This is a genomic window from Micromonospora sp. ANENR4 (assembly GCF_015354395.1).
Taxonomy (GTDB): Bacteria; Actinomycetota; Actinomycetes; order Mycobacteriales; family Micromonosporaceae; genus Micromonospora; species Micromonospora aurantiaca.
Genome location: NZ_JADKYQ010000010.1, coordinates 182,431 through 205,885, shown reverse-complemented (window position 1 = coordinate 205,885; position 23,455 = coordinate 182,431). Strand labels below are relative to the sequence as shown.

Genomic DNA, 23,455 nt, shown 5'->3' with positions numbered 1-23,455 from the left:
TCCGTCCGGAGGAGTTCACCTCACTGTCGGTTCATGGCATGCTTACTCGTCGGTCCGGGAGGGTGCCCGGCCGGGTCGGTCGGGATGCGAGGGCGGTCAGGTGGCGACGGTGCCCGTCGAGGGTGGTCCGACAAGCGGTCCGACAGTGCTGCGCATGCTGCTCGGCGGGCAGCTGCGCCGGCTGCGGGAGAGTGCCGGCGTCAGCCGGGAGACCGCAGGCTGGGAGATCCGCTCGTCGGAGTCGAAGATCAGCCGGATGGAGCTGGGCCGGGTCGGCTTCAAGGAGCGCGACGTGGCCGACCTGCTCACGCTCTACGGCGTCACCGCGCCGGAGGACCGCGACGCGCTGCTCAAGCTGGCCCGCGACGCGAACAGCCCGGGCTGGTGGCACCGCTACGGCGACGTGCTCCCCGCCTGGTTCCAGTCGTACCTGGGCCTGGAGGCGGCCGCCGCGCTGATCCGCACGTACGAGGTGCAGTTCGTACCCGGCCTGTTGCAGACCGCCGCGTACGCCCGGCAGGTGATCCTGCTCGGCCACCGCGGCGCGTCGGCGGCGGAACTGGACCGGCGGGTGGAGCTGCGGATGCAGCGCAAGGAGCTGCTGCGGCGGCCCAACCCGCCGCAGCTGTGGGCGGTGCTCGACGAGGCGGTGCTGCGCCGCCCGATCGGCGGCGCCGCGGTGATGCGCGAGCAGATGGACGCGCTGATCGAGGCGACCTCGGGCCCGCACGTACGGTTGCAGATCGTCCCGTTCGCCGCCGGCGGGCACGCCGCGGCCAGCGGCGCGTTCAGCATCCTGCGCTTCGGTGACGCCGACCTGCCCGACATCGTCTACATCGAGCAGCTCACCAGCGCCATCTACCTGGACAAGCGCGACGACCTCGACTTCTACGCCGAGGCGATGGAACGGTTGTGCGTGGAGGCGGCGCCGCCGGAGCGGACCCCGGAACTGCTGGCCCGCCTGCGCGACGAGCTCTACCCGGCCTGACCGGCGCGGTGGCGGGCAGTAGCATGACCGCCGACCGGAGACAGTGGACGGTGGCACCCGAGTCGTGGAGGCGGCCTTGACCAGCGACGCACCAGGTACGGCACCCGAGTCGGGCCGGATCGACACCACTGTGGCGCATCCCGCCCGCCGGTACAACTACTGGCTCGGCGGAAAGGACAATTTCCAGGCCGACCGTGACTCCGGCGACGCGATGGCCGCGCGGTTCCCGACCATCCGGATCAGCGCGCTGGAGAATCGGCGGTTCCTGCGCCGCGCGGTGCGCCACCTGGCCGGTGAGGCGGGCATCCGGCAGTTCCTGGACATCGGCACCGGCATCCCCACCGCCGACAACACGCACGAGGTGGCGCAGGCGACCGACCCGCGCGCCCGGGTGGTCTACGTCGACAACGACCCGATCGTGCTGGCCCACGCCCGCGCGCTGCTCACCAGCTCCGCCGAGGGCGCCACCGCCTACCTCGACGCGGACCTGCGCGACCCGGAGCGCATCCTCGCCCACCCCGACCTGCGCCGCACGCTGGACTTCTCCCAGCCGGTCGCGTTGATGCTGCTGGCGGTGCTGCACTTCGTGCCCGACGGCGAGGACCCGTACGCGATCGTCGGCCGCCTGCTGGACGCCCTGCCCGCCGGCAGCTACCTGGCCGCCTCGCACGCCACCCACGACTACCTGCCGGCCGAGGTGGCCGCCGAGGCGAAGGCGGCGGCCCGCGGCGGCGGCCCGCACGGTGTGATCAACCTGCGCAGCCGGGAGGAGGTCGTGCGCTTCTTCGACGGCCTGGAACTGGTCGAGCCGGGCATCTGCTCGGTCGCCGAGTGGCGCGCCGACGGCGAGCCCGAACCGCGCCCGTCGGTGATCGACGTCAGCATGTACGGTGGGGTCGCCCGCAAGCCCTGACGCCGGGCTCCGGGCCGGGCGGTTGACGGGCACGGGGACCGGACGGGCACACTGGAGGCATCATGTCGCCGTTCACGCCCGCCCTGCGCTTGCACGACCGGTACGTCCTGCGCGAACGCATCGGCCTCGGCGGGATGTCCGAGGTGTGGCGCGCCGACGACGAGGTGCTGCACCGGCCCGTCGCGGTCAAGGCCCTCGCCGGGCAACTCGCCGCCGACCCGCAACTGCGCGCGGTCATCCAGCGCGAGGCCCGCGCGGCGGCGCGGCTCACCCACCCGCACGTGACCCAGGTGTACGACTACGGCGAGGCGACGCTGGACCGCGGCGTCGTCGTCCCGTACCTGGTGATGGAGCTGGTGGAGGGTCAGACGCTCGCCGACCGGCTGAACGGCGGGCCGCTGGCCTGGCCGGACGCGGTCCGTACGGCCGGGCAGGTCGCCGGGGCGCTGGCCGCGGCGCACCGGATCGGCGTGGTGCACCGCGACGTCAAGCCGGCGAACGTGATGCTCACCGAGACCGGCGCGAAGGTGCTCGACTTCGGCATCGCCGCGCCGGCCGGCCCGCACCCGGTCACCGGGCAGACCGGCGCGCTGCTGATGGGCACCCCCGCCTACTTCGCCCCGGAACGTCTCGACCCGGGTCCGGCGAACCCGGCCGGCGACGTGTACGCGCTCGGCGTGCTGCTGTATCGCAGCCTCACCGGCCTGGCGCCGCTGCCGGTACGCAGCTGGGACGACGTGCTGGACGTGCGGCGCAACCGGCCGCCGGTGCCGCCGCCGCGGGTGCCCGGTCTGCCGCCGGAGATCGCCGACCTGGTCCTGGCCTGCCTGGACGTGGACCCGGAGCGGCGGCCCACAGCGGCCCGGCTCGCCGACCGGCTCGGCGCGGGCCGCCCGGTCGACCCGCCGACCGCGATCCTGCCCACAGTGGCGCCGGCGGCGCACCCGCCCACCCTGGTCGAGCGGTCCCCGGCCGCCGCGTCCCGCTCGGTCCCGCCGGCACGTCCCGTCGCGCCGCCGCGCCCGGCGGTCTCGTCGAACCGGCTGCTCGGACTGCTCGTCGCCGGTGCCCTGGTGCTGCTGCTCGCGGTGGTGGGCTCGCTGGTGTGGGGTGACGGCTCCGGCACGCCGCCGGCCGCCGCGCCCACCGCCGGCCCGTCGACCGGCGCCGCCGAGCCGCCCGCCCCGGAGCCCAGCAGTGCCGCGCCGCCGTCGACTGTGCCCGAGCCGGTGACGCTGCGTCAGCTCGGCGATCGGTTCGGTGAGCTGATCGACCGGGCCGAGTCGATCGGGCTGGTCGACCGCAAGACCGCCGACGACCTGCGCAAGAAGGCCGCCGAGCTGGACCGGGGCAAGCCGAAGGACCGGGGCAAGCGGGTCGAGGACCTGCGCGAGAAGATCGACGACGCGGCCGAGGACGAGAAGATCGACCCGGTCACCGCCACCGCGCTGCGCAAGCTGCTCGACGGTTACGAGCGGCTGCGCGGCGGCACCGACGAGGGCTGAGCCGCCGCCGGCCCGACAGTTCTGATCATCTCTGTGACGAGGACGGCCGCCTCGGGCAGCAGCTCCGGATCGGGCGCGCGACCGGCGGCCCGGTGCCGGACCGCCTCCATCAGCCGGTCGAGCGGCCCGGACACGGCGACGTACGCGGACAGCAACTCGCCCGCCGCCACCCGCAACGGGTGCCCCGGAGTGACGGCGACCTCCGCGAGGATCAGCGCTGTCGTCGTCCGGTCCAGTGCGGGCGGACCCTCGGCGCTGTCGGTCCAGTCGATGACCACCGGACCGGTGGCCGTCAGCAGCACGTTGTCCGGGTGCAGATCGAGATGCAGGATGCGGACCGCCGGATCGGCCGACCGAAGGGCCGGCAGCGCGTGCAGGCGGGCGTGCAGGTCGGCCAGCATGCGGGCGCCCGCCGGCGCGGTGACGGTGCCCGCGCGGAACGCCTCCACCAGCGTCGGGCCGGTGATCCGGTCGAGCACCAGGTCGGCGCCGTCGGCGTGATGCACCCGGGGCACCGGATAGCCAGCCCGGCGCAGGTGCCGCATCACCTCGGCCTCGGCCCGCACGTCGCCACCGGCGCGGTAGCGGCGCAGCACCCGGCCGCCGGGCAACAGCCACACGTCGGCGGTGCGGCCGGTGGCGAGCGGGGCCGGCGGCGGGCCGCCCGCCGCAGCCGGTTCCGGGGCGGCGCCCTCTGACGATGCCATCGTTACCAGCGTAGGTGATCCGTCCTCAGTGAAGCGTCGCCGCGAGCACCTCGCCGGTGCCCGTACCGGCCCGGGCCACCGGCTCGCCGTCCGGCGACCAGATCCCCGAGCCACCCGCGGCCCGCGCGTACCCGCCCCCGGTCGAGCCGGCGAAACTCGCCGTGACCACCCACACGCCGTGCGCGGCGGCGACCCGGCGGGCGCGTTCGTCCGGCACCGCCGCGTCGTCCGCCGACTCCAGCACGCCGGCCAGGTAGGCGTCCGCGCCCAGCGCCACCGTCGCCGCCGCGTGCTCCGGCGTGCCGGTGTCCTTGCACACCGCAAGCCCCAGCCGCCAGCCGTCCACATCGAGCACCGTCGGCTCCCGGCCCGGTCGCATGTGCCGCGGCTCCGCGCCACCCAGGCACATCTTCCGGTACGCGACCCGTACGCCCCCGGCGTCGACCGCGAGCACCCCGATGTGCGGGCCGGGCACCGGCGCCCCGGCCAGCGCCAGCGTGCCGGTCTCGGCGCAGGCCGCCCGCAGCGGCGCGAGCCTCGGGTCGGCCGGGTCCAGCGGCGCGGCGGTCAGCTCGTACCCGGTCAGGGACATCTCCGGGAAGACCACCACGCGGGCCGCGGCGGCGCGCACCGCGTCGGCGTGGCGGGCGGCGTTGCCCTCGACGTCGTGGGAGCGGGTGAGCGGCTGGGCGACGGCGATCCGCAGCGGCGTACGCATGGCGTACACGATAATGGTTTCCATGACGCGTGGTCGTCCGCGGCTTCGCCCCGTAACGTTGGTCCGATGATCGGAAACGCACAGCTGCTCGCCGTCCCCCGGGTGAGCACCGCGCGGGCCGCGGAACCGTCCGGCGACGGGGTGACCGGATGGGTCACCGGCCTGATGGAACGGCTCGGTGGCCCGGGCGCCGGCCTCGCGGTGGCGCTGGAGAACCTGTTCCCGCCCATCCCCAGCGAGGTGATCCTGCCGCTGGCCGGCTTCACCGCGAGCCAGGGCAGGATGAGCCTGGTCGGCGCGATCGTCTGGACCACGATCGGGTCGATCGTGGGCGCGCTGGCGCTGTACTACATCGGCGCGGCCCTCGGGCGGGACCGGATGCGCGCCCTCGCCGCGCGGCTGCCGCTGATCAAACTGGAGGACGTGGACCGCACCGAGGCGTGGTTCCTGCGCCACGGCGTCAAGGCGGTGTTCTTCGGCCGGATGATTCCGATCTTCCGCAGTCTCATCTCCATCCCGGCCGGGGTGGAACGGATGCCGGTGCCGGTCTTCCTGCTCTACACCGCGCTCGGCAGCCTGATCTGGAACACCACGTTCGTGCTCGCCGGGTACTTCCTCGGCGAGCAGTGGCACGTGGTCGAGGCGTACGCGGGCACGTTCCAGAAGCTGGTCATCGTGGCCGTGCTGGCCGGTGCCTGCTGGTTCGTGGTCAGCCGGGTCCGCCGCTCCCGCCGCACCGCCGGGGCCGCGCCGCAGGAGGCGGAGGCGCCGCCGGAGCCGCAGCCGACCCCGCAGGGCACCGTCTACCGCGGCGGCTGGTACTCCCGCGCCGAGGACTGAGGCGGGCTCAGCACGGCGGGTAGAGCGGGCGGGTGCCGGTGCCGGCGGCCCGGGCCGCCCGGTCGCTGAACCGGCAGCCGAAGTCCGGCGCCGCCACCGCGCGCCGGTCGGTGACCGCGTCACCGGCCGGCCGCTTCCCGGTACGCACCCAGCGGACCAGGTCGTCCCAGGCGGCACCGGCCTCGGCCGGGCTGAACTCGCAGTGCTGCGCGGTGCGCACCGCCCGCTGCACCAGCAGCCGGGACCGGCCGTGCCGGGCCACGTCCCGGGCGTACGCCTGCTCCATGCCGAACGGCACGAACAGGTCGCCGAGCCCGTGCAGGCTCAGCACCGGCACGGTGGGCCGCCCGGCGATCCGGGGCACCTCCGTCAGACTCGGCGAGAGCCGCTGGCGCAGGTTCTCCGGCGCGACCCGCTGCACCGTCGCGTTCAGGTTGACCGGCTGGTTCGGCGCGTACCTGGTGAACAGGTTCGTGGCGAGCTGGCCGGGCCGCCGGGCGGGGGAGCCGTCCGCCTCGCCGACAGCGATGCCGAACAGGAAGTCCTTCCAGACCGCGAACGCGGCGTCGGCGCCCGGCCGCGGCCCGCCGGAGCGCTCCGCGGTGACCGCGCGCAGCTGCTTGCCGAGGTCGTTGGTGGTGTCCGGGCCGCCCGGGGTCAGCCCGGCCAGGCCGAGCGTGACCTGGATCCGGGGCACCGCCGAGGTCAGGTAGTCGGGCGGCGTCGGGTATGCGCGCACCCCCGCGAGGGCCTGCGCCACCAGGTTGTAGTCCAGGAAGAAGTCGAACAGCTCCTGGTCGCCGAGCACCCCGCACATCGGCAGCGCCCCGGCGTAGAAGCCCGGGTACTGCTCCAGCGACCGGCCGATGACGTGACCGCCCATCGACACCCCGGCGATCAGCACCCGGTGCGGGCGCCGGACGGTACGGCTGAACAGGTCGGCCAGGGCGCGGGTGCTGCGCACCCCGGAGCGCACGTCGTAGCCGTTGCGGTCGTACGACGACGACGCCCACGCGTACCCCTGCGCCACCAGGCGCTGCCGCAGGTCGTAGGCGGGCGGCTCGGGCGACAGCTCGGTGCCCTGGCCACGGTAGCCGTGCGACCACATCACCAGCTCGCCGTTCCAGCGCGCCGGGATCTCGATGACGTACCCGGCGTTCGCGTGCACGCCCTGCCGCACGGTGGTGGCGGCCCCGCCGACGACGAGCGGCGGCAGCGGCGGGTTGACGATGGTGTAGCCGGGCAGCGGGCCGCTGCCGTCGTCGCGGCCGGTGGCGGCGGCGGGGGCCGCGCCGGCGAGGCCGAGCGTCAGCGCGAGGGCAGCGCCGACGGCGAGCACCCGGCGGCGGACGGGTGAGGGCTGCATCGCTGCTCCCCGGGGGACGGGTGCCACCCCGGGACGGGGGTGACGACGCGGGACGGATGCCTACCAGCCGGTAGCGACCTGAACCTAGGCCGGGCGTCGAGGGCTGTCAATCACTGACTGACCACGCCGTCAGCGTCCGTCCCGTCGCCCGCTCACACCAGGCCGTGCGCCAGCATCGCCTCGGCCACCCGCCGGAACCCCTGGATGTTCGCCCCGGCCACGTAGTCGCCGGGCAGGCCGAACTCCTCGGCGGTCGCCCAGCACCTGTCGTGCACGTCCCGCATGATCTCGCGCAGCCGCTGCTCCGACTCGCCGAACGTCCACGTGTCGCGGCTGGCGTTCTGCTGCATCTCCAGCCCGCTCACCGCCACACCGCCGGCGTTCGCCGCCTTGCCCGGGGCGAACCGCACCCCGGCCCGGCCGAGGATCCGCACCGCCTCCGGCGTGGTGGGCATGTTCGCCCCCTCCACCACCGCGACGCAGCCACCGGCGACCAGCGCGGCCGCCTCCGCGCCGCCGATCTCGTTCTGCGTGGCGCAGGGCAGCGCCAGGTCGCAGGGCACCTCCCACACGTTGCGGTCAGCGACCGCCACGGCGTTGCGCGCGTGCTCCGCGTACTCGGCCAGCCGGCCCCGGCGCTGCTCCTTCAGCTCGCGCAGCAACGCGAGGTCGATGCCCTTCTCGTCGACCACGTAGCCGCCGGAGTCCGAGCACGCCACCACCGTGCCGCCGAGCTGATGCACCTTCTCGATCGCGTAGATGGCCACGTTGCCGGAGCCGGACACCACGACCCGCTTGCCCTCCAGGCTGTCCCCGGCCTGGCGGAGCATCTCGTCGGCGAAGAACACCGCCCCGTACCCGGTCGCCTCCCGGCGCACCTGCGCGCCCCCGTACGCCAGGCCCTTGCCGGTGAGCACGCCCGCGTCGTACCGGTTGGTGATCCGCTTGTACTGCCCGAACAGGTAGCCGATCTCCCGGCCGCCCACCCCGATGTCACCGGCCGGCACGTCGGTCTGCGGGCCGATGTGCCGGTACAGCTCGGTCATGAAGCTCTGACAGAACCGCATCACCTCGCGGTCGGAGCGGCCCTTCGGGTCGAAGTCCGCGCCGCCCTTGCCGCCGCCGATGGACAGCCCGGTCAGCGCGTTCTTGAAGATCTGCTCGAACCCGAGGAACTTCACGATGCCCAGGTAGACCGACGGGTGGAAGCGCAGACCGCCCTTGAACGGGCCGAGCGCGCTGTTGAACTCCACCCGGAATCCGCGGTTCACCCGTACCCGGCCCTGGTCGTCCTCCCACGGCACGCGGAAGATGACCTGCCGTTCCGGCTCGCAGACGCGTTCGACCACCTCGGCGTACTCCGGATGCCGGGCCAGGGCCGGACCGATGCTCTCCAGCACCTCGCGGACCGCCTGGTGGAACTCGGGCTCTCCCGGGTTCCGGGCGACCACGCCGGCGAACACCGACTCGACGGTCTCTGGCATCACGGGCACCTCCTCTCGCCTGGGACGCGGGCCCCCTGGCCTGCGTCGCCCCAGGATACGAACGGTGCGCGGGGTGGGGTTCACTGGTCGGCGTGGACGCCACCATCTGGACGACGGCGCGGGACGCGCGCGCCTGGCTCGACGCCGCGAACGGCCGCGGCGACACCGAACTGACCTGTCGCATCCTCAAGATCGGCGAGGAGGCCGGCGAGGTCGCCGCGGCCTGGATCGGGCTGCTCGGGCAGAACCCGCGCAAGGGGGTGACGCACACCCGCGAGGAGGTCGCCGCCGAACTCGCCGACGTGGCGTTCACCGCGCTCGTCGCGATCGAGAGCCTCGGCCTGGACGCGCAGGCCGTGCTGGCCGCCTGCGCCGGCAAGGTGCGGGAACGGACCGGAGTGGGAATGAACCGGGACGCCGACACGGACGTATGACCCCAGGGGGACCGGCGAGAGGGGACGACCATGACCGTATCCGAGGACGACCCCGGCCGGGCCCGGCCCCGCTGGTCCGGCGGAGCCCGGCTGCTCGCGGCGGCGGCGGTGCTCGTGGTGGTGCTCGGCGCGGTGGCGGTGGCGGTGACGCTGTCCAACCCGGCTCGGCTCGGCGTGGTCTTCTCCGGCGGCGCCCCGCCGTCGTCCGCTCCCGGTGGCGGCTCCGGCGGGGCCGGCGCCGCCGAGGTGGCCGGCGCCGAGACGCTCGCCGCGCCCCGCGGCGACCGGCAGCGCGCCCAGTTCGAGCTGGTCGACGGGCTGACCCGGTTCACGCTGCGGGCCGCCGACCTCGGCGACGACCTGTACCGGATCGGCGCGCCGGACGGCTCGGGTGTGACCCCGCGCCCGCAGCTCGTGGGCGACCGGGTCCGGCTGAGGATCGAGGAGAACGGCCGCCCCGGCCCGGCCGCCGTGGAGGTGGTGCTCAACTCCCGGGTCACCTGGCGGCTGCGGCTGATCGGCGGCGTCAGCGAGCAGCGGCTCGACCTGGGTGAGGCCCGCCTCGCCGGGATCGACCTGGTCGGCGGCGCGTCGCGTACCCGGCTGCTGCTGCCCCGGCTCGACGGCTCGCTCATCGTCCGGATGACCGGCGGGGTCAGCGAACTGACAGTCACCGTGCCCGGCGGGCCGCCGGCCCGGGTGCGGGTGGCGTCCGGCGCCGGCTCCCTGACCCTGTACGACGAGCGTCGCGGCGGGATCGCCGCCGGTGACCTGGTCAGCTCGCCGGGCTGGGACCGGGCCGCCGACCGGCTCTACCTCGACCTGGTCGGGGGCGCCAACGCGGTGAGCGTCACCGCGGAGTGAGCGTACAGTCGGGGCGGTGGACCGCACCGAATCCCTGCCCGCGCAGACGCTCCCACCGGGCGTCGGCCCGACCGACCCGGGCAGCGTGCTGCTGCCCGGCCACGACGTCCCGCTCGGCCGCTACACCACTGTGCGCCGGCTGCTGCCGCAGCGGCAGCGCCGGATGGTCGGCGCCTGGTGCTTCGTCGACCACTTCGGGCCCGACGACGTCGCCGACCGGCCCGGCATGGAGGTGCCGCCGCACCCGCACACCGGGCTGCAGACCGTCACCTGGCTGCTCGACGGGGAGATCCTGCACCGCGACAGCCTCGGCAACGTGCAGCCCATCCGCCCGGGCCAGCTCAACGTGATGACCTCCGGGCGCGGCATCGCCCACTCCGAGCGCTCCCCGCTGGTGCACCCGCCCCTGATGCACGGCGTGCAGCTGTGGGTGGCGCTGCCCGACCCGGCCCGCGCCGGTGACCCGGACTTCGCCCACCACGCCGACCTGCCCCGGTTCCGCGACGGCGACCTGGACGTCACGCTGCTCGTCGGCGACCTCGGCGGGGAGCGCTCGCCCGCCGTCGTGCACACCCCGCTGGTCGGCGCGCAGATCGAGGTCCGCGGGCCGGCGCCGGCCACGCTGCCGCTGCGCCCGGACTTCGAGTACGGGCTGCTCGCCATGTCCGGCGCCGCCGAGTGCGACGGCACGGCGCTGGCCCCCGGCGCGCTGCTCTACCTCGGCCTCGGGCGGAACGCGCTGACGCTGCGCGCCGAACCGGGCACCCGGCTGCTGCTGCTCGGCGGTACCCCGTTCGAGGAGCCGCTGGTGATGTGGTGGAACTTCGTCGGCCGCTCGCACGAGGAGGTGGTGGCCGCCCGGGAGGACTGGATGGCCGGCCGCCGCTTCGGCGTGGTCGCCGACGACGCGGCGCCGCCGCTGCCCGCGCCCGCGCTGCCCACCACCCGGCTCAAGGCGCGCGACCGCGGCGGCGACGTACGGGGCTGACCGTCGTACCCCCGAATGCCGCGCCGTCGCCGGGGTAGTCGGCGGCATGCCGACAACCACCGCCCCGCGCGACGTCGCGGAGAAGAAGCGGCTCGCCCGGCGGCTCGCCGGAGACGGCCGCGGGTTCGCCGAGTGCTTCGGGTTCCGGGTGACCAACAACCCGGCCCAGTTGTTCCAGGTGCTGTACCTGGCCGTCCTGCTGGCCCGCAGGGGCGACTTCCACCGCGCCGTCGACGCGGCCGGCGCGCTGCGCGACGCCGGCTGGGACACCGCGGCCCGGATGGCCCGCTCCCGCCACGAGGACCGGGTACGTGTGCTGCGCGCCGCCGGACTGCGCGGTGATCTGGCCGGGATCGCCGACACCATCGGCGACCTGGCCCGCACGGTCGTCGAGACGTACCGGGGTGACCTTCGGCGGCTGCGGACCGCCGCGCACCAGGACCCGGGCGAGGAACGGCGGCTGCTGACCGCGCTGCCCGGAGTGGACGACGAGGTGTGCGACCTGTTCCTGCGCGAGGCGCAGGCGCTGTGGCGCGAGGCGGCGCCGGTGGCCGACCGGCGGGCGCTCGCGGCGGCCCGGCGGCTCGGGCTGGGCCGCACCGCCCGCGACCTCGCCGGACTCACCGGCAGCGGGGAGTCGGAGCAACTGTCGTGGCTGGTCGGAGCGCTGGCGCGAGTGGACCTGGAGCGGCGCTACGCGGAGGTGACCGCCTGAGCGCACGTGCGCCCGGCCACAATTCCGCGATTCTCACCCGTTCGGCTGATGTCGCGTCGTATGATGATCGTGGCAGCGATGCCCGCCCGGTTCGGGCGAACATCTCACCGCTGCGCGGTCGCGACCCGGTTCGGGCGTGAACCGCGCAGGACAGGTGCTGCGTGGCGCCCCAGGTCGCGGTTCGTGACCCGGGGCGCTCGCCTGTCCGGGCACGCCGACCCGCCACAGGGGAGTGCCCACGCGCGACAGTCGTACACCGGCCCTTCTCCGCACGCGCGGAGGCCGGCGGCCGTGTCGCCCGCCGGCCCGCCGCGGTGCTCAGATGCCGCGCAGGTGCTGCGACACGCGCGGGTGGTCGACCCGGGCCTGCGCCGCGCGCTGCGACGGGCTCACCTCGGGCGCCGCGTCGATGCCGGCCGAGCGGGCCACCTCGGTGCCGTTGGCGTAGTCCACCGGGGGCAGCGCGCGCAGCGCCCGCAACACGTCCGGCGGTGCGCCCTCCCGTTCCGCCTCGCGGATGACGTCGTCCTTGCCGGCCGGGTAGTCCAGCGCGGACAGGTACTCAAGGACATCCGTGTAACTCGACATGGGTCGGGCTCCTCGTGGCAGTAGTCGGGGTCATGACCGGGCGGCGGTTACCCGTCGCGCCGCCCCTCACGCCCGCAAGCGCGGAAAACCCGCAGTCGCCGCGCGCCGGTGGCCGGCGCCGTTTCCGGCGCGCCGTCGCGGGTAGCCGCGGTGGGCGCACCGAAGGGGGTACCACGGATGCACTACCTGACCTTCGTGAGCCGGGTCGCCCGGCTCACCGGCACGAGCGAGGACCGGGCCGCCGCACTCACCGGGGCCACGCTGGAGACGCTCGCCGAGCGGCTGACCGGCGGCGAGGTGATGGACCTCGCCGCGCAGCTGCCCAAGCAGCTCCAGGGGCTGCTCCGGCCCTATCCGCGCGACGAGGCGGCCGAACGGTTCGGTGCGGCCGAGTTCGCCGCCCGGGTCGCCCGCCGGGCGGACTGCGACGAGAACACCGCCCGGGACGCCGTACGTGCGGTCTTCGTCACGCTGCGCGAGGCGATCCGGGGCGGGGAGTTCCAGGACGTCGTGGTGCAGTTCCCCCGCGACTACCGGGACATGGTGGAACCGGCCCTCGCCCCGGCCGCCGCGCGCCGCTGAACCGGCGGCCGGTCAGCCGATCACGCCGGCGTCGCGCAGCGCGGCGATCCGGCCGGCGTCGACCCCGGCGTCGGCGAGCACCTCGTCGGTGTGCTCGCCCGGCGAGGGCGGTGGGCGCCGCACCGACGTCGGGGTGGCCGAGAAGCGCGGCGCGGGGGCGGGCTGGGTGACCCCGTCCGGCGCGACGAACACGTCCCGGGCGCGCAGGTGCGGGTGCTCGGGCGCCTCGGCCCAGTCGAGCACCGGCGCCACGCAGGCGTCCGTGCCGGCCAGCAGCGCCGTCCACTCGTCGCGGGTACGGGTGCGGAACAGCCGCGCCCAGGCCGCCCGCAGCGCCGGCCAGTTCGCCGGGTCGTCCCGGTCCAGCGCGTCCTCCGGCACGTCCTCGCCGTCCAGCGGGAAGCCGGTGAGCCGGACCAGTTCGGCGTAGAACTGCGGCTCCAGCGCGCCCACCGCGACGTACCGCCCGTCGGCGCACTCGTACGTGTCGTAGAACGGCGCGCCGCCGTCGAGCAGGTTCACCCCGCGCGGGTCCTGCCACAGCCCGATGCCGCGCAGCGCGTGGATCTGCGTCGCCAGCACCGACACGCCGTCCACGATGGCCGCGTCGACCACCTGGCCGGGCGCGCCGCCGCGCACCGCGTACAGCGCCGCGACCACGCCGAGCGCCAGCATCATGCCCCCGCCGCCGTAGTCGCCGAGCAGGTTCATCGGCGGCACCGGGCGTTCCCCGGCCCGGCCCACGCCGTGCAGCGCACCGGTCAGCGCCAGGTAGTCGATGTCGTGCCCGGCGCGCTGCGCCAGCGGCCCGTCCTGCCCCCAGCCGGTCATCCGCCCGTACACCAGGCCGGGGTTGGCGGCGAGGCAGTCGTCCGGGCCGAGGCCGAGCCGTTCGGCCACGCCGGGCCGGAAGCCCTCCAGCAGCGCGTCCGCGCCAGCGACCAGGTCGAGCACCAGGTCACGCCCCGCGGGCTGCTTCAGGTCGACGGCGATCGAGCGGCGGTTGCGGTTCAGCAGGTCGCCGGGGAAGGCGCCGAACCCGCCCCCGCCGGCCCGGTCGACGCGCACCACGTCGGCGCCGAGGTCGGCCAGCATCATCGCCGCGAACGGACCGGGGCCGATGCCGGCCAGCTCGATCACCCGTACGCCGGTCAGTGGTCCCTGGTTGGTCACCCGCGTCACCATAGGGGCAGGTGTGGCCCGGCGCCACGCCCTCCGCCGGCGCCCAGTGGTTGACCAGGGCAATCATGCGTGTCCCGACTTGGCGTCCGGTCCGGCGGTGACCTAGCCTTGGGCAGGCGAGGGGAGTACTTCCCACGAATCATTCCGGTCAGTACGGCGAGCCGCCGAGGCGAGCCCCGGGTGGTTGCCCACGAAACGTGGGTGAAGGAGACCTCGAACATGACACGGTGTTCGAGGAGGCTCCATGCCCGAATTGTCGCCCCTGGCTGCGGCCGGGTTGTCGTCTGTCGGCACGCCCACGCTGTGGGCCGTGACGATCGTCGGTGTGCTCGTCCTGCTGGTGCTCGACTTCCTGGTCACCAGGAAGCCGCACGAGGTCTCCATCCGTGAGGCGCTGGGCTGGTCCGCCTTCTACATCGCCCTGCCGCTGGCCTTCGGCGCCTGGATCTGGTCCCGGTACGGCAGCCAGCAGGGCGTCGAGTACCTCACCGGTTACCTGGTCGAGAAGTCCCTCTCGGTCGACAACCTGTTCGTCTTCATGCTGCTGCTGGCCGCGTTCGCGGTGCCCGCCGTGCTCGCCCAGCGGGTGCTGCTCTACGGCATCGCCGGCGCCCTGGTGCTGCGCGGCGTGTTCATCGCGCTCGGCGCCGCCGCGCTCCAGACGCTCGACTTCGCCTTCCTGCTGTTCGCGCTCATCCTGATCGCCACCGCGGTCAAGCTGCTGCGCGACGCCCTCTCCGGGCACGAGCAGGAGGTCGACATCAACAAGATGCGGTCGGTCCGGCTGCTCCGCAAGATCATGCCGGTGGTCGACGACTACCACGGCACCCGGATGACCATCCGGCAGGCCGGCCGGCGGGCGCTCACCCCGTTCGCGCTGGTCGTGGTCGCCGTGCTGGCCACGGACATCGTGTTCGCCGTCGACTCGGTGCCCGCCGTCTACGGCATCACCGAGGACCCGTACCTGGTCTTCGCCACCAACGCCTTCGCGCTGCTGGGCCTGCGCGCGCTGTACTTCGTGCTGCACGCCGCGCTCAGCCGCCTCGTGCACCTCAGCTACGGCCTGGCCGCCATCCTGGCGTTCATCGGCGTCAAGCTCGGCCTGCACTGGGCGCACGGCATCTGGAAGGGCGTGCCGGAGATCCCCACGCTCGCCTCGCTCGGCGTGATCATCGGCGTCCTGGTCATCGTCACCATCACCAGCCTGCGGGCCACCCGCAACAGCGGCGACGGCAAGCGCACCGTCGTGCACGAGGTGCAGGGCGGGGGTTCCGCCTGACTCGGCGGGAACCCCTGCCCCGGCGGTACCGGCGGTGGTACGACTGACGGGTGGGAATCGTCTCGCCCGGCTTCCAGGGCCGGCCCCGTACGTCCGCGCCCGACCTGCCGCCGGGGCAGTACCTCACCGAGGACTTCCCGGTGCTCTCCGCCGGTCCGACGCCACGCGTGCCGCTGGACACCTGGGAGTTCGTGCTGACCAGCGAGACCGGTGCGGAGTACCGCTGGTCCTGGGACGAGCTGATGGGCCTGCCGCAGGACACCCCGACGGTGGACCTGCACTGCGTCACCCGCTGGTCAAAGCTCGGCACCACCTGGCAGGGCGTCTCCCTGGACACGCTGCTCGACGGCGTCGACACCGAGGCCCGGTACGCGCTCGCGCACTCCTACGGCGGCTACACCACCAACCTGCCGCTGGACGACCTGCGCGGCGGGCGGGCGTGGGTGGTGCACACGTACGACGGGGGGCCGCTGCCGGCCGAGCACGGCGGACCGGCGCGGCTGCTCGTACCGCACCTGTACCTGTGGAAGTCGGCGAAGTGGGTGCACGGCATCCGGCTGCTCGCCGACGACCGGCCCGGCTTCTGGGAGACCGCCGGCTACCACGACTACGGCGACCCGTGGCGCGAGCAGCGCTACCAGGGCGACTGAGGTGACCGCGCAGGCGCAGGGCCGCCGCGTCGCGCCGCTGATGTGGCGGGTCGCCCGGCTGGTCGAGCGGCGGATCGAGACGCCCACCGCGCAGACGCTGGTGCTGGACGTGCCCGGCTGGCCCGGACACCTGCCCGGGCAGCACGTCGACCTGCGCCTCACCGCCGAGGACGGCTACCAGGCCGCCCGGTCGTACTCGCTGGCCGGCCCCGCCGACGGCGAGCGGATCGAGGTGACGGTGCAGCGGGTGCCCGACGGTGAGGTGTCGCCGTACCTGGCCGACACCTACGCCGAGGGCGACCCGGTGGAGGTACGCGGACCGGTCGGCGGCTGGTTCGTCTGGCGTACCGACGACACCGCGCCGGTGCTGCTCGTCGGCGGTGGATCCGGCGTGGTGCCGCTGATGGCGATGATTCGCGCGCGCCGGGCCGCGGGCAGCCGCACACCGTTCCGGCTCGTCTACTCGGTGCGCACCCCGGACGACGTCATCTACGCCGACGAGCTGCGCCGCCGCGCCCGCGACGACCAGGGCCTGGACGTCGCGTACGTCTACACCCGGTCCGCGCCCGAGGGCTGGCGCGGCGAGCCGCACCGCATCGGCCTGGCCGACGTGAACAGCCACGGCTGGCCGCCCGACCTGGAGCCGCTGTGCTACGTGTGCGGCCCCACCGGATTCGTGGAGACCGTGGCCGACCTGCTGGTGGGGCTGGGTCACCCGACCCGGCGCGTGCGGACCGAACGGTTCGGCCCGACCGGCTGAGACCCGAGGAGGGCGTATGACCGACCTGTCCTACGTGGATGGCAACATGCTCGACGGGCCGCTGCGCGAGTTGTTCGCGGTCGACCTGAGCGCCACCACCGGGCGCTGCGACACCTGCGGCATGACCGGCCCGATGGCCGGGCTACACGTCTACTCGCACGCCCCGGGCCTGGTCGGGCGCTGCCCCGCCTGCGCCGGGGTGATGGTGCGGCTGGTCCGGGCGCCGCAGCGGGCCTGGCTGGACCTGCGCGGCACCACGTACCTCCAGGTGCCCATGCCGGCCGAGCAGGGCTTCCGCGCCGCGCCCTGACGCCTGCGCCGTGGCTGGGCCGCGTCCGGACGTCTGCGCCGTTACCGGTCTGCGCCTGCCGCGCCGGCGCAGCCGCCCGACGAGCTGACCCACAGTGACCGGCACCACGGAGAGCACGAGCTGACCGTTGCGCGGGTCGACGGTCGCCGTCACCCCGTACAGCCGGGCGCCGTGCCGCAGCAGCCGGGGCCGCCCGGCGGCGAGCCGAGGTGCGCGCACCGCGGCCCCGCCGCGCCCGTGACCGCCGTCCACCTCGGCGCGTACCGGATGGCGCTGCCCGCTGGCGGCGCTGGCGGCCAGGAGCCGGTCCAGCGCGAAGTCCGTGCGCAGGGTGCGGCCGGCCGGATCGCCGGCGTCCATCCGGGTGGCGCCCACGACCGGACCGGCCAGCATCCGCACCGGCCCGGCCTCGGTGGCGAACCGGGGGTACGGGCTGCGCGTGGTCACCGTCAGCGTGTGCCCGTCGACCCAGCTCACGTCGACGGTGTCCAGCCGCGCCAGCCAGTCGGCGCGCACGTCGGTGACGTCGGTCCACCGGGCCGGAGCGCCCGGGTAGCCCGCGTGCCAGCGGTCACCGGCGAACACCGTCGCCGGCACGCCCCGGCCGCTGTCCTGCTCGATCACCGCCAGCAGGTCGTCCACCCCGCCCACGGTGACCGCGCCCAGGCGCAGCCGGGCCTCGATGTCGAGCCGGTCCCGCAGGCGGTCGGTGACGTGCCGCCGTACCAGCCGCGCCACCGTGGCGTGCACCCGCTCCTGCGCGGCCCGGTCCAGGTGCCGGAAGTCGTCGCCGACCAGGTTCGCCAGTTCCAGCCCGGCGTGGCGGCGCAGCACCGCGTCCCGGCGCTCCCCGGCGGGGATCAGCTCGGCCACGTACGCGACCAGCCGCTCCACGCTGACCAGGCGCTGCTCGATCCGGCTGTGGTAGGTGATGTTGCGGGCGTCCAGCCGGCGTACCGCGTGGTAGTAGTCGTAGTCGGCGAGCACCGAGATCCGCCGGGCGTGGTAGCAGGCGGCGAGCGTGAACGGCTGGTCGCTGAGCACCGGCATGTCCTCCGGGAACCGCAGCCCGAGCCGGTCCACGAGGTCGCGCCGGAACAGCTTCGTGTTCGCCAGCGACCACGGCAGGGCCGAGTCGAACAGGCTCACGTCGACCGCGTTGCCGTCGGCGAACACGTCCGAGAAGACGTGCCGGCCGTTGACCCCGACCACCTTCCCGAGCACCACGTCCGAGCCGTACCGGTCGGCGGCGGCGACCAGACGCTCCAGGGCCTCCGGGCCGAGCCGGTCGTCCGAACCGAGGAAGAAGACGTACCGGCCGGTGGCCAGGTCCAGCCCCCGGTTGCAGGGCGACGCCGGGCCACCGGAGTTGGGTTGGTGCACGACCCGCACCGTGCCGGGGTGCTTGGCGGCGTACCGGTCGAGCAGGCGGCCGCTGCCGTCGGTGGACCCGTCGTCCACCGCCACGATCTCCATCCGGTCCGGCCCGATCGTCTGCCGCAGCACCGAGTCGAGGCAGGACCGCAGGTAGCGCAGCGTGTTGTAGACAGGCACGACGACACTCACGTCGGGGCGGCTCGTGGTCGGTGGGTGGTGCGTCGCCTCCTCGGCTGCCACGGCTGCTCCTTCACGGTCGCCCGGACGATCCGGCGCGACCCAGCGTGGTGGAGCGAGCCGTCCGGGTGACGACACCGGCGTGACGGCGAGGTGACCGGAAGGCAGCCGTTGGACACGCGGAAGGGCCCGACCCGTGTTCTGGGGTCGGGCCCTTCGGCATTGTCACTCGGTCAGGAGCTGTAGCCGCGGCTGGCGATCCAGTGGGCCAGGGCGTCCACGTCCATGCGGTACGAGGCCTGGTTCGGGTTGGCCGAGTCGGCGATCGTCACGACCTTCCCGCCGTCGCGGTAGCCGACCACGCTGATGTAGTGGCCACCCTCGAACGAGTGGGCGTTGCCGTCGGTGTCGGTCGCGGTGCCGGCGATGTTCGCCACCACGGCCCGGCCGTCGTCGACCGTGCGCACCACGTCGGCACGCAGCTTCTCCACCTTGTCACCGGCCTTGTCCACCGGGATCTCGGTCGACTTGTAGACGTCCTTACCGGTCTCCTTGTTCAGCACCGGCGTGATGTCGTTGATGGAGTTGGTGCCGTCCTCGGTGGTGCCCATCTCCTCGGCCATCGCGTGCACGTCGATGTTCTTGCCCTGCACGCTCAGCGCGTTCCGGGCCGCGGCCGGGCCACAGAAGTAGAAGTTGGGCTGCGCCTCGTAGCGCACGTCCAGCTCCCGCTCACCGTGCTTGCGGTCGGTGGTGACCTGGGCGGCGGCACGCTCGGCCGGAGTGGCCTGGGCGGCGATGGCGGGGCCGGCGATGCCACCAGCGGTGGCGACGACACCAGCAGCGGTCAGAACGGTCTTGCGCAGCAGAGTGGTAGCCATGATGGTTGCCTCCCTGAAGTGGGGGATCACGCGGCGATGGGGGTGCCGCGCGAAAGGGGGAAAGTCTGGGGTGCCCGTCGAAACCGGGCTGGCGCGCGGGCGACCCGGGGGGCCTGCTCCGCGGCTCGGGGGTTTAACGACGCGCGGGCCGGGGTCATTCCCGGAGACGGCGGGGTGCCCGTCGCTCGGGGATGTAACGACGACCGGGCCGGGTCGATTCCCTGACCTGCCGTGGGTGCCAGGCGGGCCGGTGTCCGGCGCTCGACCCTGCTGCCTGGGCGGTCAGCCATGTACAACGCCCCGCGCCCGCCACCGATTCCACCCGCACGATGGCACCGACCACAGCCACGCCAGGCCAGCACAGCGAACCGGACATCGCCCACCGAACACCCAGCGGCGGTGCGAGCCGCCGTCACAATCCACCCGCCCGCCCACGCGATCTTGCAATTTGGTCCCCAGCGAACCTCGCAAAGCGGGCATCCTCGGGGCACCAGGTGCAAGATCGCGCGAAGCGCCGATCCAAGATCTACTGGGCCGGTGGACCGGCCGGGCGGGCGGCACGTCCGGGACGGGTGGCCTCACGTCGGGGCTGGGACAAGGGGGCGGGAAGGTCGTGCCGGAAGGGGCGCTGGTGGGGAACACGAACTCCTGCGGCGGCCCGTGTGGCGGTGGGAGAGTGCACCCCGGGTGGGGTGGGGTGGACGCGGTGGCGGAGAGTGGCGCTGTGCGATATCTGCGCAGTGACGGACGCGTCGCCATCCGCCGTCCCCGACCGGCTGACGAGGCGGAGTTCGTCGCCGCCGCCCGGCGCAGCCGCGACCTGCACCATCCGTGGCTCTCCGCGCCCGACGACGCGCAGCGCTACGCGGCCTACCTGCGCAAGATCCGGGGGCGGGACAGCTCCGGGTTCCTGCTCTGCGACCGGGCCACCGGGGACATCGCCGGATACGCGAACATCAGCGGCATCGTGCTGGGCGCGCTGCGCGGCGGTTACCTCGGATACGCGGCGTTCCGCCCGTACGCGGGCACCGGGCACGCCTCGGCCGGGGTGCGGCTGGTGATCGAGTACGCGTTCGGGCCGCTCGGTCTGCATCGGCTGGAGGCGAACATCCAGCCCGGCAACGAGCCGTCGAAGCGGCTGGCGCGGCGGCTCGGCTTCCGGCTCGAGGGGTTCTCCCCGGACTACCTGTTCGTCGACGGTGCGTGGCGGGATCACGAGCGCTGGGCGGTCACCGCCCCGGATCGGGTGGACCCGGCGCCGGGGCGGTGACCGGCCGGCCTCAGCTGCCGGGCTTCGGGAAGGCGACCGGGCTGCGGTGCCCGTCCCGGTCCACCGCCCGTACGCCGAAGAACACGTTGTCCTTGGACAGGTCGATGGTCACCTCGGTGACGTCGCCGACCGGCAGCACCTTCTGCCACTGGTCGGCGGTGGTCTCCCGCCACACCACCTCGTACCCGGCCAGGTCCGGCTCGGGGCCGCGCTGCCACCGCAGGGTGGTGTCGTTCGCCAGGTTCGTGGTCACCACTGTGACGCCCTTGGGCGTGCCGGGCGCCTGGGCCAGCGACCACAGCGTCGCGGCGTTCACCCGCGCCACCCGGGTGATGTAGCCGAAGTCGCAGAACTCGGGCAGGTCGCCGTACTGCACCCCGTCGACGACGCGCACGTCCTGGTGCTGGTGGGCGAAGTCCTCGTTGGGCTCGGTGAACCGGCCCGCCGGCCAGCCCTCGCGCAGGAACGAGATGTGGTCGCTGCCGCGCAGGTAGCGGTCCCGCCGGTAGATGACGCGTACGTCCATGCCGGTGGCGGAGTTCTCGGCCACGTCGGTGACGAAGCGGGCGAGCTGCCGCGACGGCGAGTCGTTCTCGCCGCCGACGGACTGACGCACGCTCGCCTCGGCCGGGGTCTCGGCGGTCGGCACGCCCTCGGCGAACAACCGCACGGTACGCGGGTCGCGGGTGCCGTCGTCGGCGGTGCTGGACCCGACGATGTCGTTGCTGAACATGGCCTGCACGTCGGCGCCGGCCGCCTTCAGCTGCGACGCCAGGTACGCCGAGCCGTACAGTCCCTGCTCCTCGGCGGCGACGGCGGCGAGCACGATGGTGGCCTCGGTGCGGCGGGTGGACAGCACCCGGGCCAGCTCCATCACCACCGCCACGCCGGAGGCGTCGTCGTCGGCGCCCGGCGCGTCGCTGACCGCGTCCATCACGTCGGTGGCCCGGGAGTCGTAGTGGCCGGTGATGACGTACACCCGCTCGGGTGTGACGTCGCCGCGCACTGTCGCCACCACGTTGGTGATGGTGGTGGGGACGGGGATGCGGGAGGCGGGCTGCTGCACGTACGACTGCAGTTCGACGCTCATCCGCCCGCCGGACGCGCCCGCGTACCCGGAGAGCTGGGCGTGGATCCAGTCGCGGGCGGCGCCGATGCCGCGTACCGGATCGGTCTGGCTGGACAGGGTGTGGCGGGTGCCGAACGCGGCGAGCCGGCGCACGACGGCCTCGATCCGGCGGCTGTCGATCTCGCGCAGCAGCGCGGTCAGCTCGCGGCCGGGCCGCTGCGGCCGGGCCGGACGGCCCGGGCCCGGGGGAGCGCCGGTCGCGGCGGCGGCCGGGGCGGCGGTGAGCGGGGTGGCGACGGCGGCGGCGGTGGCCGCCGCGGAGGCGGTGAGGAAGGTACGCCGGCTGGACCTCGTGGGCCGACCCTCGGCGGTCTCGTGGTTTCCCATCCCGGCATCCTCGCGCCGATCACGAGGAATGTCCATATAGCCGCTGATGGATGGATCATGGGCACGTTTGTCGCAGGTCTGCCCGGGAACGGCAGCAGGCATGACGAAACCACGTGTGGTGATCGTGGGGGCCGGGTTCGCCGGGTACCACGCGGCCAAGACGTTGCGCCGACTGGCCCGCGACCGGGCCGAGATCGTCCTGCTGAACACGACCGACTACTTCCTCTACCTGCCGCTGCTGCCCGAGGTGGCGGCCGGCGTGGTGGAGCCGACCCGGATCGCCGTGCCGCTCGCCGGCACGCTCGACGGCGTCCGCGTGGTGGTCGGCGAGGCGGACCGGGTCGACCTGCAGAACCGGTGGGTCGGCTACCGCTCGATCGAGGGCGAGCACGGACAGCTCGCGTACGACCGCCTCGTGCTCAGCGTCGGCAGCGTCAACAAGCTGCTGCCGATCCCCGGCGTGACCGAGTACGCCCACGGCTTCCGCGGCCTGCCCGAGGCCCTGTTCCTGCACGACCACGTGGTCCGGCAGGTGGAGCTGGCCGAGCTGACCGACGACCCGGCCGAGCAGCGGGCCCGCGCCACGTTCGTGGTGGTAGGCGCCGGCTACACCGGCACCGAGGTGGCCGCGCACGGGCAGCTGTTCACCGACCGGCTGATGGCCCAGCGCCCGCACCTGAACGTCCGGCCGCGCTGGATGCTGCTGGACGTGGCGCCCCGGGTGCTGCCCGAACTGGACCGGCGGATGTCGGTCACCGCCGACCGGGTGCTGCGCAGACGCGGCGTGGACGTGCGGATGGGCACCTCGGTCGCCGAGGCCACGCCGGACGGGGTGATGCTCACCGACGGCGAGTACGTCCCGACGTGCAGCCTGATCTGGTGCGTCGGCGTACGTCCCGACCCGTTCGTGGCCGAACTGGGGCTGCGCACCGAGAAGGGCCGGCTGGTGGTCGACGAGTTCCTCAACGTCCCCGGCTACCCGGAGGTGTTCGCCTGCGGCGACGCCGCCGCCGTGCCCGACCCGACCCGCCCCGGGCAGGTGTGCGCGATGACCGCGCAGCACGCCCAGCGGCAGGGCAAGCTGGCCGCGCACAACATCGCCGCCTCGTACGGGCAGGGCGTGCGCAAGTCGTACAAGCACCACGACCTGGGCTGGGTGGTGGACCTGGGCGGCAAGGACGCGGCGGCGAACCCGTTGAAGGTGCCGCTCGCCGGGCTGCCCGCCAAGGCCGTCACCCGCGGTTACCACCTGCTCGCCATGCCCGGTAACCGGCCCCGGGTCGCGGCGGACTGGGCGCTGGACGCGACGCTGCCCCGGCCCGCCGTGCAGCTCGGGCTGGTCCCGGCGAACGCGGTGCCGCTGGAGAGCGAGTCACCGGAGCTGGCCCGCCGCCGCTGAACCGCACACGCACCCGCCGGCC

23 protein-coding genes and 1 pseudogene are annotated in these 23,455 nt (G+C 74.3%); 15 read left to right on the top strand and 9 right to left on the bottom strand.

Translation table 11 applies throughout. The annotated features are described in order from the left end of the window. The first annotated feature begins 100 nt into the window (after positions 1 to 100). The 3 genes from IRY44_RS19440 (at position 101) to IRY44_RS19430 (ending at position 3,406) form a co-directional block, all read left to right on the top strand. Positions 101 to 988, top strand: coding sequence for a helix-turn-helix transcriptional regulator (locus IRY44_RS19440; protein WP_194801709.1), 888 nt, complete (start codon positions 101 to 103; stop codon positions 986 to 988). A 76-nt stretch (positions 989 to 1,064) separates the two neighbouring features. Further along, on the top strand, positions 1,065 to 1,901 hold the full coding sequence (locus IRY44_RS19435) for an SAM-dependent methyltransferase (RefSeq protein WP_135239838.1): 837 nt from the start codon (positions 1,065 to 1,067) through the stop codon (positions 1,899 to 1,901). Positions 1,902 to 1,963: 62 nt separating this feature from the next. Next, positions 1,964 to 3,406 (top strand): serine/threonine-protein kinase, encoded by a 1,443-nt coding sequence (locus IRY44_RS19430; RefSeq protein WP_194801708.1) that lies wholly within the window; start codon positions 1,964 to 1,966, stop codon positions 3,404 to 3,406. On the opposite strand, the gene IRY44_RS19425 is transcribed toward IRY44_RS19430, so the two are convergent. Then, positions 3,370 to 4,113 carry a phosphotransferase gene (locus IRY44_RS19425; protein ID WP_194801707.1) on the bottom strand — a complete coding sequence of 248 codons (744 nt, stop codon included), beginning with the start codon at positions 4,111 to 4,113 and terminating at the stop codon, positions 3,370 to 3,372. The genes IRY44_RS19430 and IRY44_RS19425 overlap by 37 nt on opposite strands. Positions 4,114 to 4,138: 25 nt before the next feature. Beyond that, the gene (locus IRY44_RS19420; RefSeq protein WP_194801706.1) at positions 4,139 to 4,831 is read right to left on the bottom strand and encodes a carbon-nitrogen hydrolase family protein; all 693 of its coding nucleotides are present in this window, start codon (positions 4,829 to 4,831) and stop codon (positions 4,139 to 4,141) included. Between the two features lie 66 nt (positions 4,832 to 4,897). Between IRY44_RS19420 and IRY44_RS19415 the strand changes: the two genes are divergently transcribed. Further along, on the top strand, positions 4,898 to 5,671 hold the full coding sequence (locus tag IRY44_RS19415; RefSeq protein WP_194801705.1) for a DedA family protein: 774 nt from the start codon (positions 4,898 to 4,900) through the stop codon (positions 5,669 to 5,671). Between the two features lie 7 nt (positions 5,672 to 5,678). Here IRY44_RS19415 and IRY44_RS19410 read toward each other — a convergent pair whose 3' ends face one another. Both IRY44_RS19410 and gdhA read right to left on the bottom strand, forming a co-directional pair. Then, positions 5,679 to 7,037: a S9 family peptidase gene (locus IRY44_RS19410; protein WP_194801704.1), complete on the bottom strand. Its 1,359-nt coding sequence runs from the start codon at positions 7,035 to 7,037 to the stop codon at positions 5,679 to 5,681. A 152-nt stretch (positions 7,038 to 7,189) separates the two neighbouring features. Beyond that, positions 7,190 to 8,521 carry an NADP-specific glutamate dehydrogenase gene (gene gdhA / locus IRY44_RS19405; protein WP_194801703.1) on the bottom strand — a complete coding sequence of 444 codons (1,332 nt, stop codon included), beginning with the start codon at positions 8,519 to 8,521 and terminating at the stop codon, positions 7,190 to 7,192. 92 nt (positions 8,522 to 8,613) lie between these two features. On the opposite strand from gdhA, the gene IRY44_RS19400 reads away from it, so the two are divergent. From IRY44_RS19400 to IRY44_RS19385, 4 genes are read left to right on the top strand one after another with little or no spacing between them, the layout of a single operon-like run. Next, positions 8,614 to 8,955, top strand: coding sequence for a MazG-like family protein (locus tag IRY44_RS19400; protein WP_194801702.1), 342 nt, complete (start codon positions 8,614 to 8,616; stop codon positions 8,953 to 8,955). 30 nt (positions 8,956 to 8,985) lie between these two features. Next, the gene (locus IRY44_RS19395) at positions 8,986 to 9,819 is read left to right on the top strand and encodes a hypothetical protein (protein WP_194801701.1); all 834 of its coding nucleotides are present in this window, start codon (positions 8,986 to 8,988) and stop codon (positions 9,817 to 9,819) included. A gap of 16 nt (positions 9,820 to 9,835) precedes the next feature. After that, on the top strand, positions 9,836 to 10,807 hold the full coding sequence (locus IRY44_RS19390) for a pirin family protein (protein WP_030269116.1): 972 nt from the start codon (positions 9,836 to 9,838) through the stop codon (positions 10,805 to 10,807). Between the two features lie 46 nt (positions 10,808 to 10,853). Further along, on the top strand, positions 10,854 to 11,522 hold the full coding sequence (locus IRY44_RS19385; protein WP_194801700.1) for a hypothetical protein: 669 nt from the start codon (positions 10,854 to 10,856) through the stop codon (positions 11,520 to 11,522). A 318-nt stretch (positions 11,523 to 11,840) separates the two neighbouring features. Here IRY44_RS19385 and IRY44_RS19380 read toward each other — a convergent pair whose 3' ends face one another. Next, positions 11,841 to 12,110 carry a DUF2795 domain-containing protein gene (locus IRY44_RS19380; RefSeq protein WP_194801699.1) on the bottom strand — a complete coding sequence of 90 codons (270 nt, stop codon included), beginning with the start codon at positions 12,108 to 12,110 and terminating at the stop codon, positions 11,841 to 11,843. 177 nt (positions 12,111 to 12,287) lie between these two features. On the opposite strand from IRY44_RS19380, the gene IRY44_RS19375 reads away from it, so the two are divergent. Continuing rightward, positions 12,288 to 12,692 carry a DUF2267 domain-containing protein gene (locus IRY44_RS19375; protein ID WP_194801698.1) on the top strand — a complete coding sequence of 135 codons (405 nt, stop codon included), beginning with the start codon at positions 12,288 to 12,290 and terminating at the stop codon, positions 12,690 to 12,692. A gap of 12 nt (positions 12,693 to 12,704) precedes the next feature. On the opposite strand, the gene IRY44_RS19370 is transcribed toward IRY44_RS19375, so the two are convergent. Next, entirely contained in the window at positions 12,705 to 13,877 is a 1,173-nt protein-coding gene (locus IRY44_RS19370; RefSeq protein ID WP_194801697.1) for a CaiB/BaiF CoA-transferase family protein, read from the bottom strand. Positions 13,878 to 14,118: 241 nt separating this feature from the next. On the opposite strand from IRY44_RS19370, the gene IRY44_RS19365 reads away from it, so the two are divergent. From IRY44_RS19365 to IRY44_RS31315, 4 genes and pseudogenes are all read left to right on the top strand, one after another. Beyond that, positions 14,119 to 15,153 (top strand): TerC/Alx family metal homeostasis membrane protein, encoded by a 1,035-nt coding sequence (locus IRY44_RS19365; RefSeq protein WP_194801696.1) that lies wholly within the window; start codon positions 14,119 to 14,121, stop codon positions 15,151 to 15,153. A gap of 50 nt (positions 15,154 to 15,203) precedes the next feature. Continuing rightward, the gene (locus IRY44_RS19360; RefSeq protein ID WP_194801695.1) at positions 15,204 to 15,803 is read left to right on the top strand and encodes a sulfite oxidase-like oxidoreductase; all 600 of its coding nucleotides are present in this window, start codon (positions 15,204 to 15,206) and stop codon (positions 15,801 to 15,803) included. A 40-nt stretch (positions 15,804 to 15,843) separates the two neighbouring features. After that, positions 15,844 to 16,563 carry a ferredoxin reductase gene (locus tag IRY44_RS19355; protein WP_194801793.1) on the top strand — a complete coding sequence of 240 codons (720 nt, stop codon included), beginning with the start codon at positions 15,844 to 15,846 and terminating at the stop codon, positions 16,561 to 16,563. Between the two features lie 16 nt (positions 16,564 to 16,579). Then, positions 16,580 to 16,780 (top strand): annotated as a pseudogene (locus tag IRY44_RS31315) (DUF6510 family protein); the annotation flags it as partial. Here IRY44_RS31315 and IRY44_RS19350 read toward each other — a convergent pair. Next, positions 16,706 to 18,490 (bottom strand): glycosyltransferase family 2 protein, encoded by a 1,785-nt coding sequence (locus IRY44_RS19350; RefSeq protein ID WP_194801694.1) that lies wholly within the window; start codon positions 18,488 to 18,490, stop codon positions 16,706 to 16,708. The pseudogene IRY44_RS31315 and the gene IRY44_RS19350 overlap by 75 nt on opposite strands. A gap of 170 nt (positions 18,491 to 18,660) precedes the next feature. Beyond that, positions 18,661 to 19,308 (bottom strand): C39 family peptidase, encoded by a 648-nt coding sequence (locus tag IRY44_RS19345; protein WP_194801693.1) that lies wholly within the window; start codon positions 19,306 to 19,308, stop codon positions 18,661 to 18,663. Between the two features lie 724 nt (positions 19,309 to 20,032). On the opposite strand from IRY44_RS19345, the gene IRY44_RS19340 reads away from it, so the two are divergent. After that, positions 20,033 to 20,578, top strand: coding sequence for a GNAT family N-acetyltransferase (locus IRY44_RS19340; RefSeq protein WP_269696845.1), 546 nt, complete (start codon positions 20,033 to 20,035; stop codon positions 20,576 to 20,578). Between the two features lie 10 nt (positions 20,579 to 20,588). On the opposite strand, the gene IRY44_RS19335 is transcribed toward IRY44_RS19340, so the two are convergent. Next, entirely contained in the window at positions 20,589 to 22,034 is a 1,446-nt protein-coding gene (locus IRY44_RS19335) for a M28 family metallopeptidase (protein WP_194801691.1), read from the bottom strand. Positions 22,035 to 22,134: 100 nt separating this feature from the next. On the opposite strand from IRY44_RS19335, the gene IRY44_RS19330 reads away from it, so the two are divergent. Further along, positions 22,135 to 23,433: an NAD(P)/FAD-dependent oxidoreductase gene (locus IRY44_RS19330; RefSeq protein ID WP_194801690.1), complete on the top strand. Its 1,299-nt coding sequence runs from the start codon at positions 22,135 to 22,137 to the stop codon at positions 23,431 to 23,433. The last annotated feature ends 22 nt before the right edge of the window (positions 23,434 to 23,455 follow it).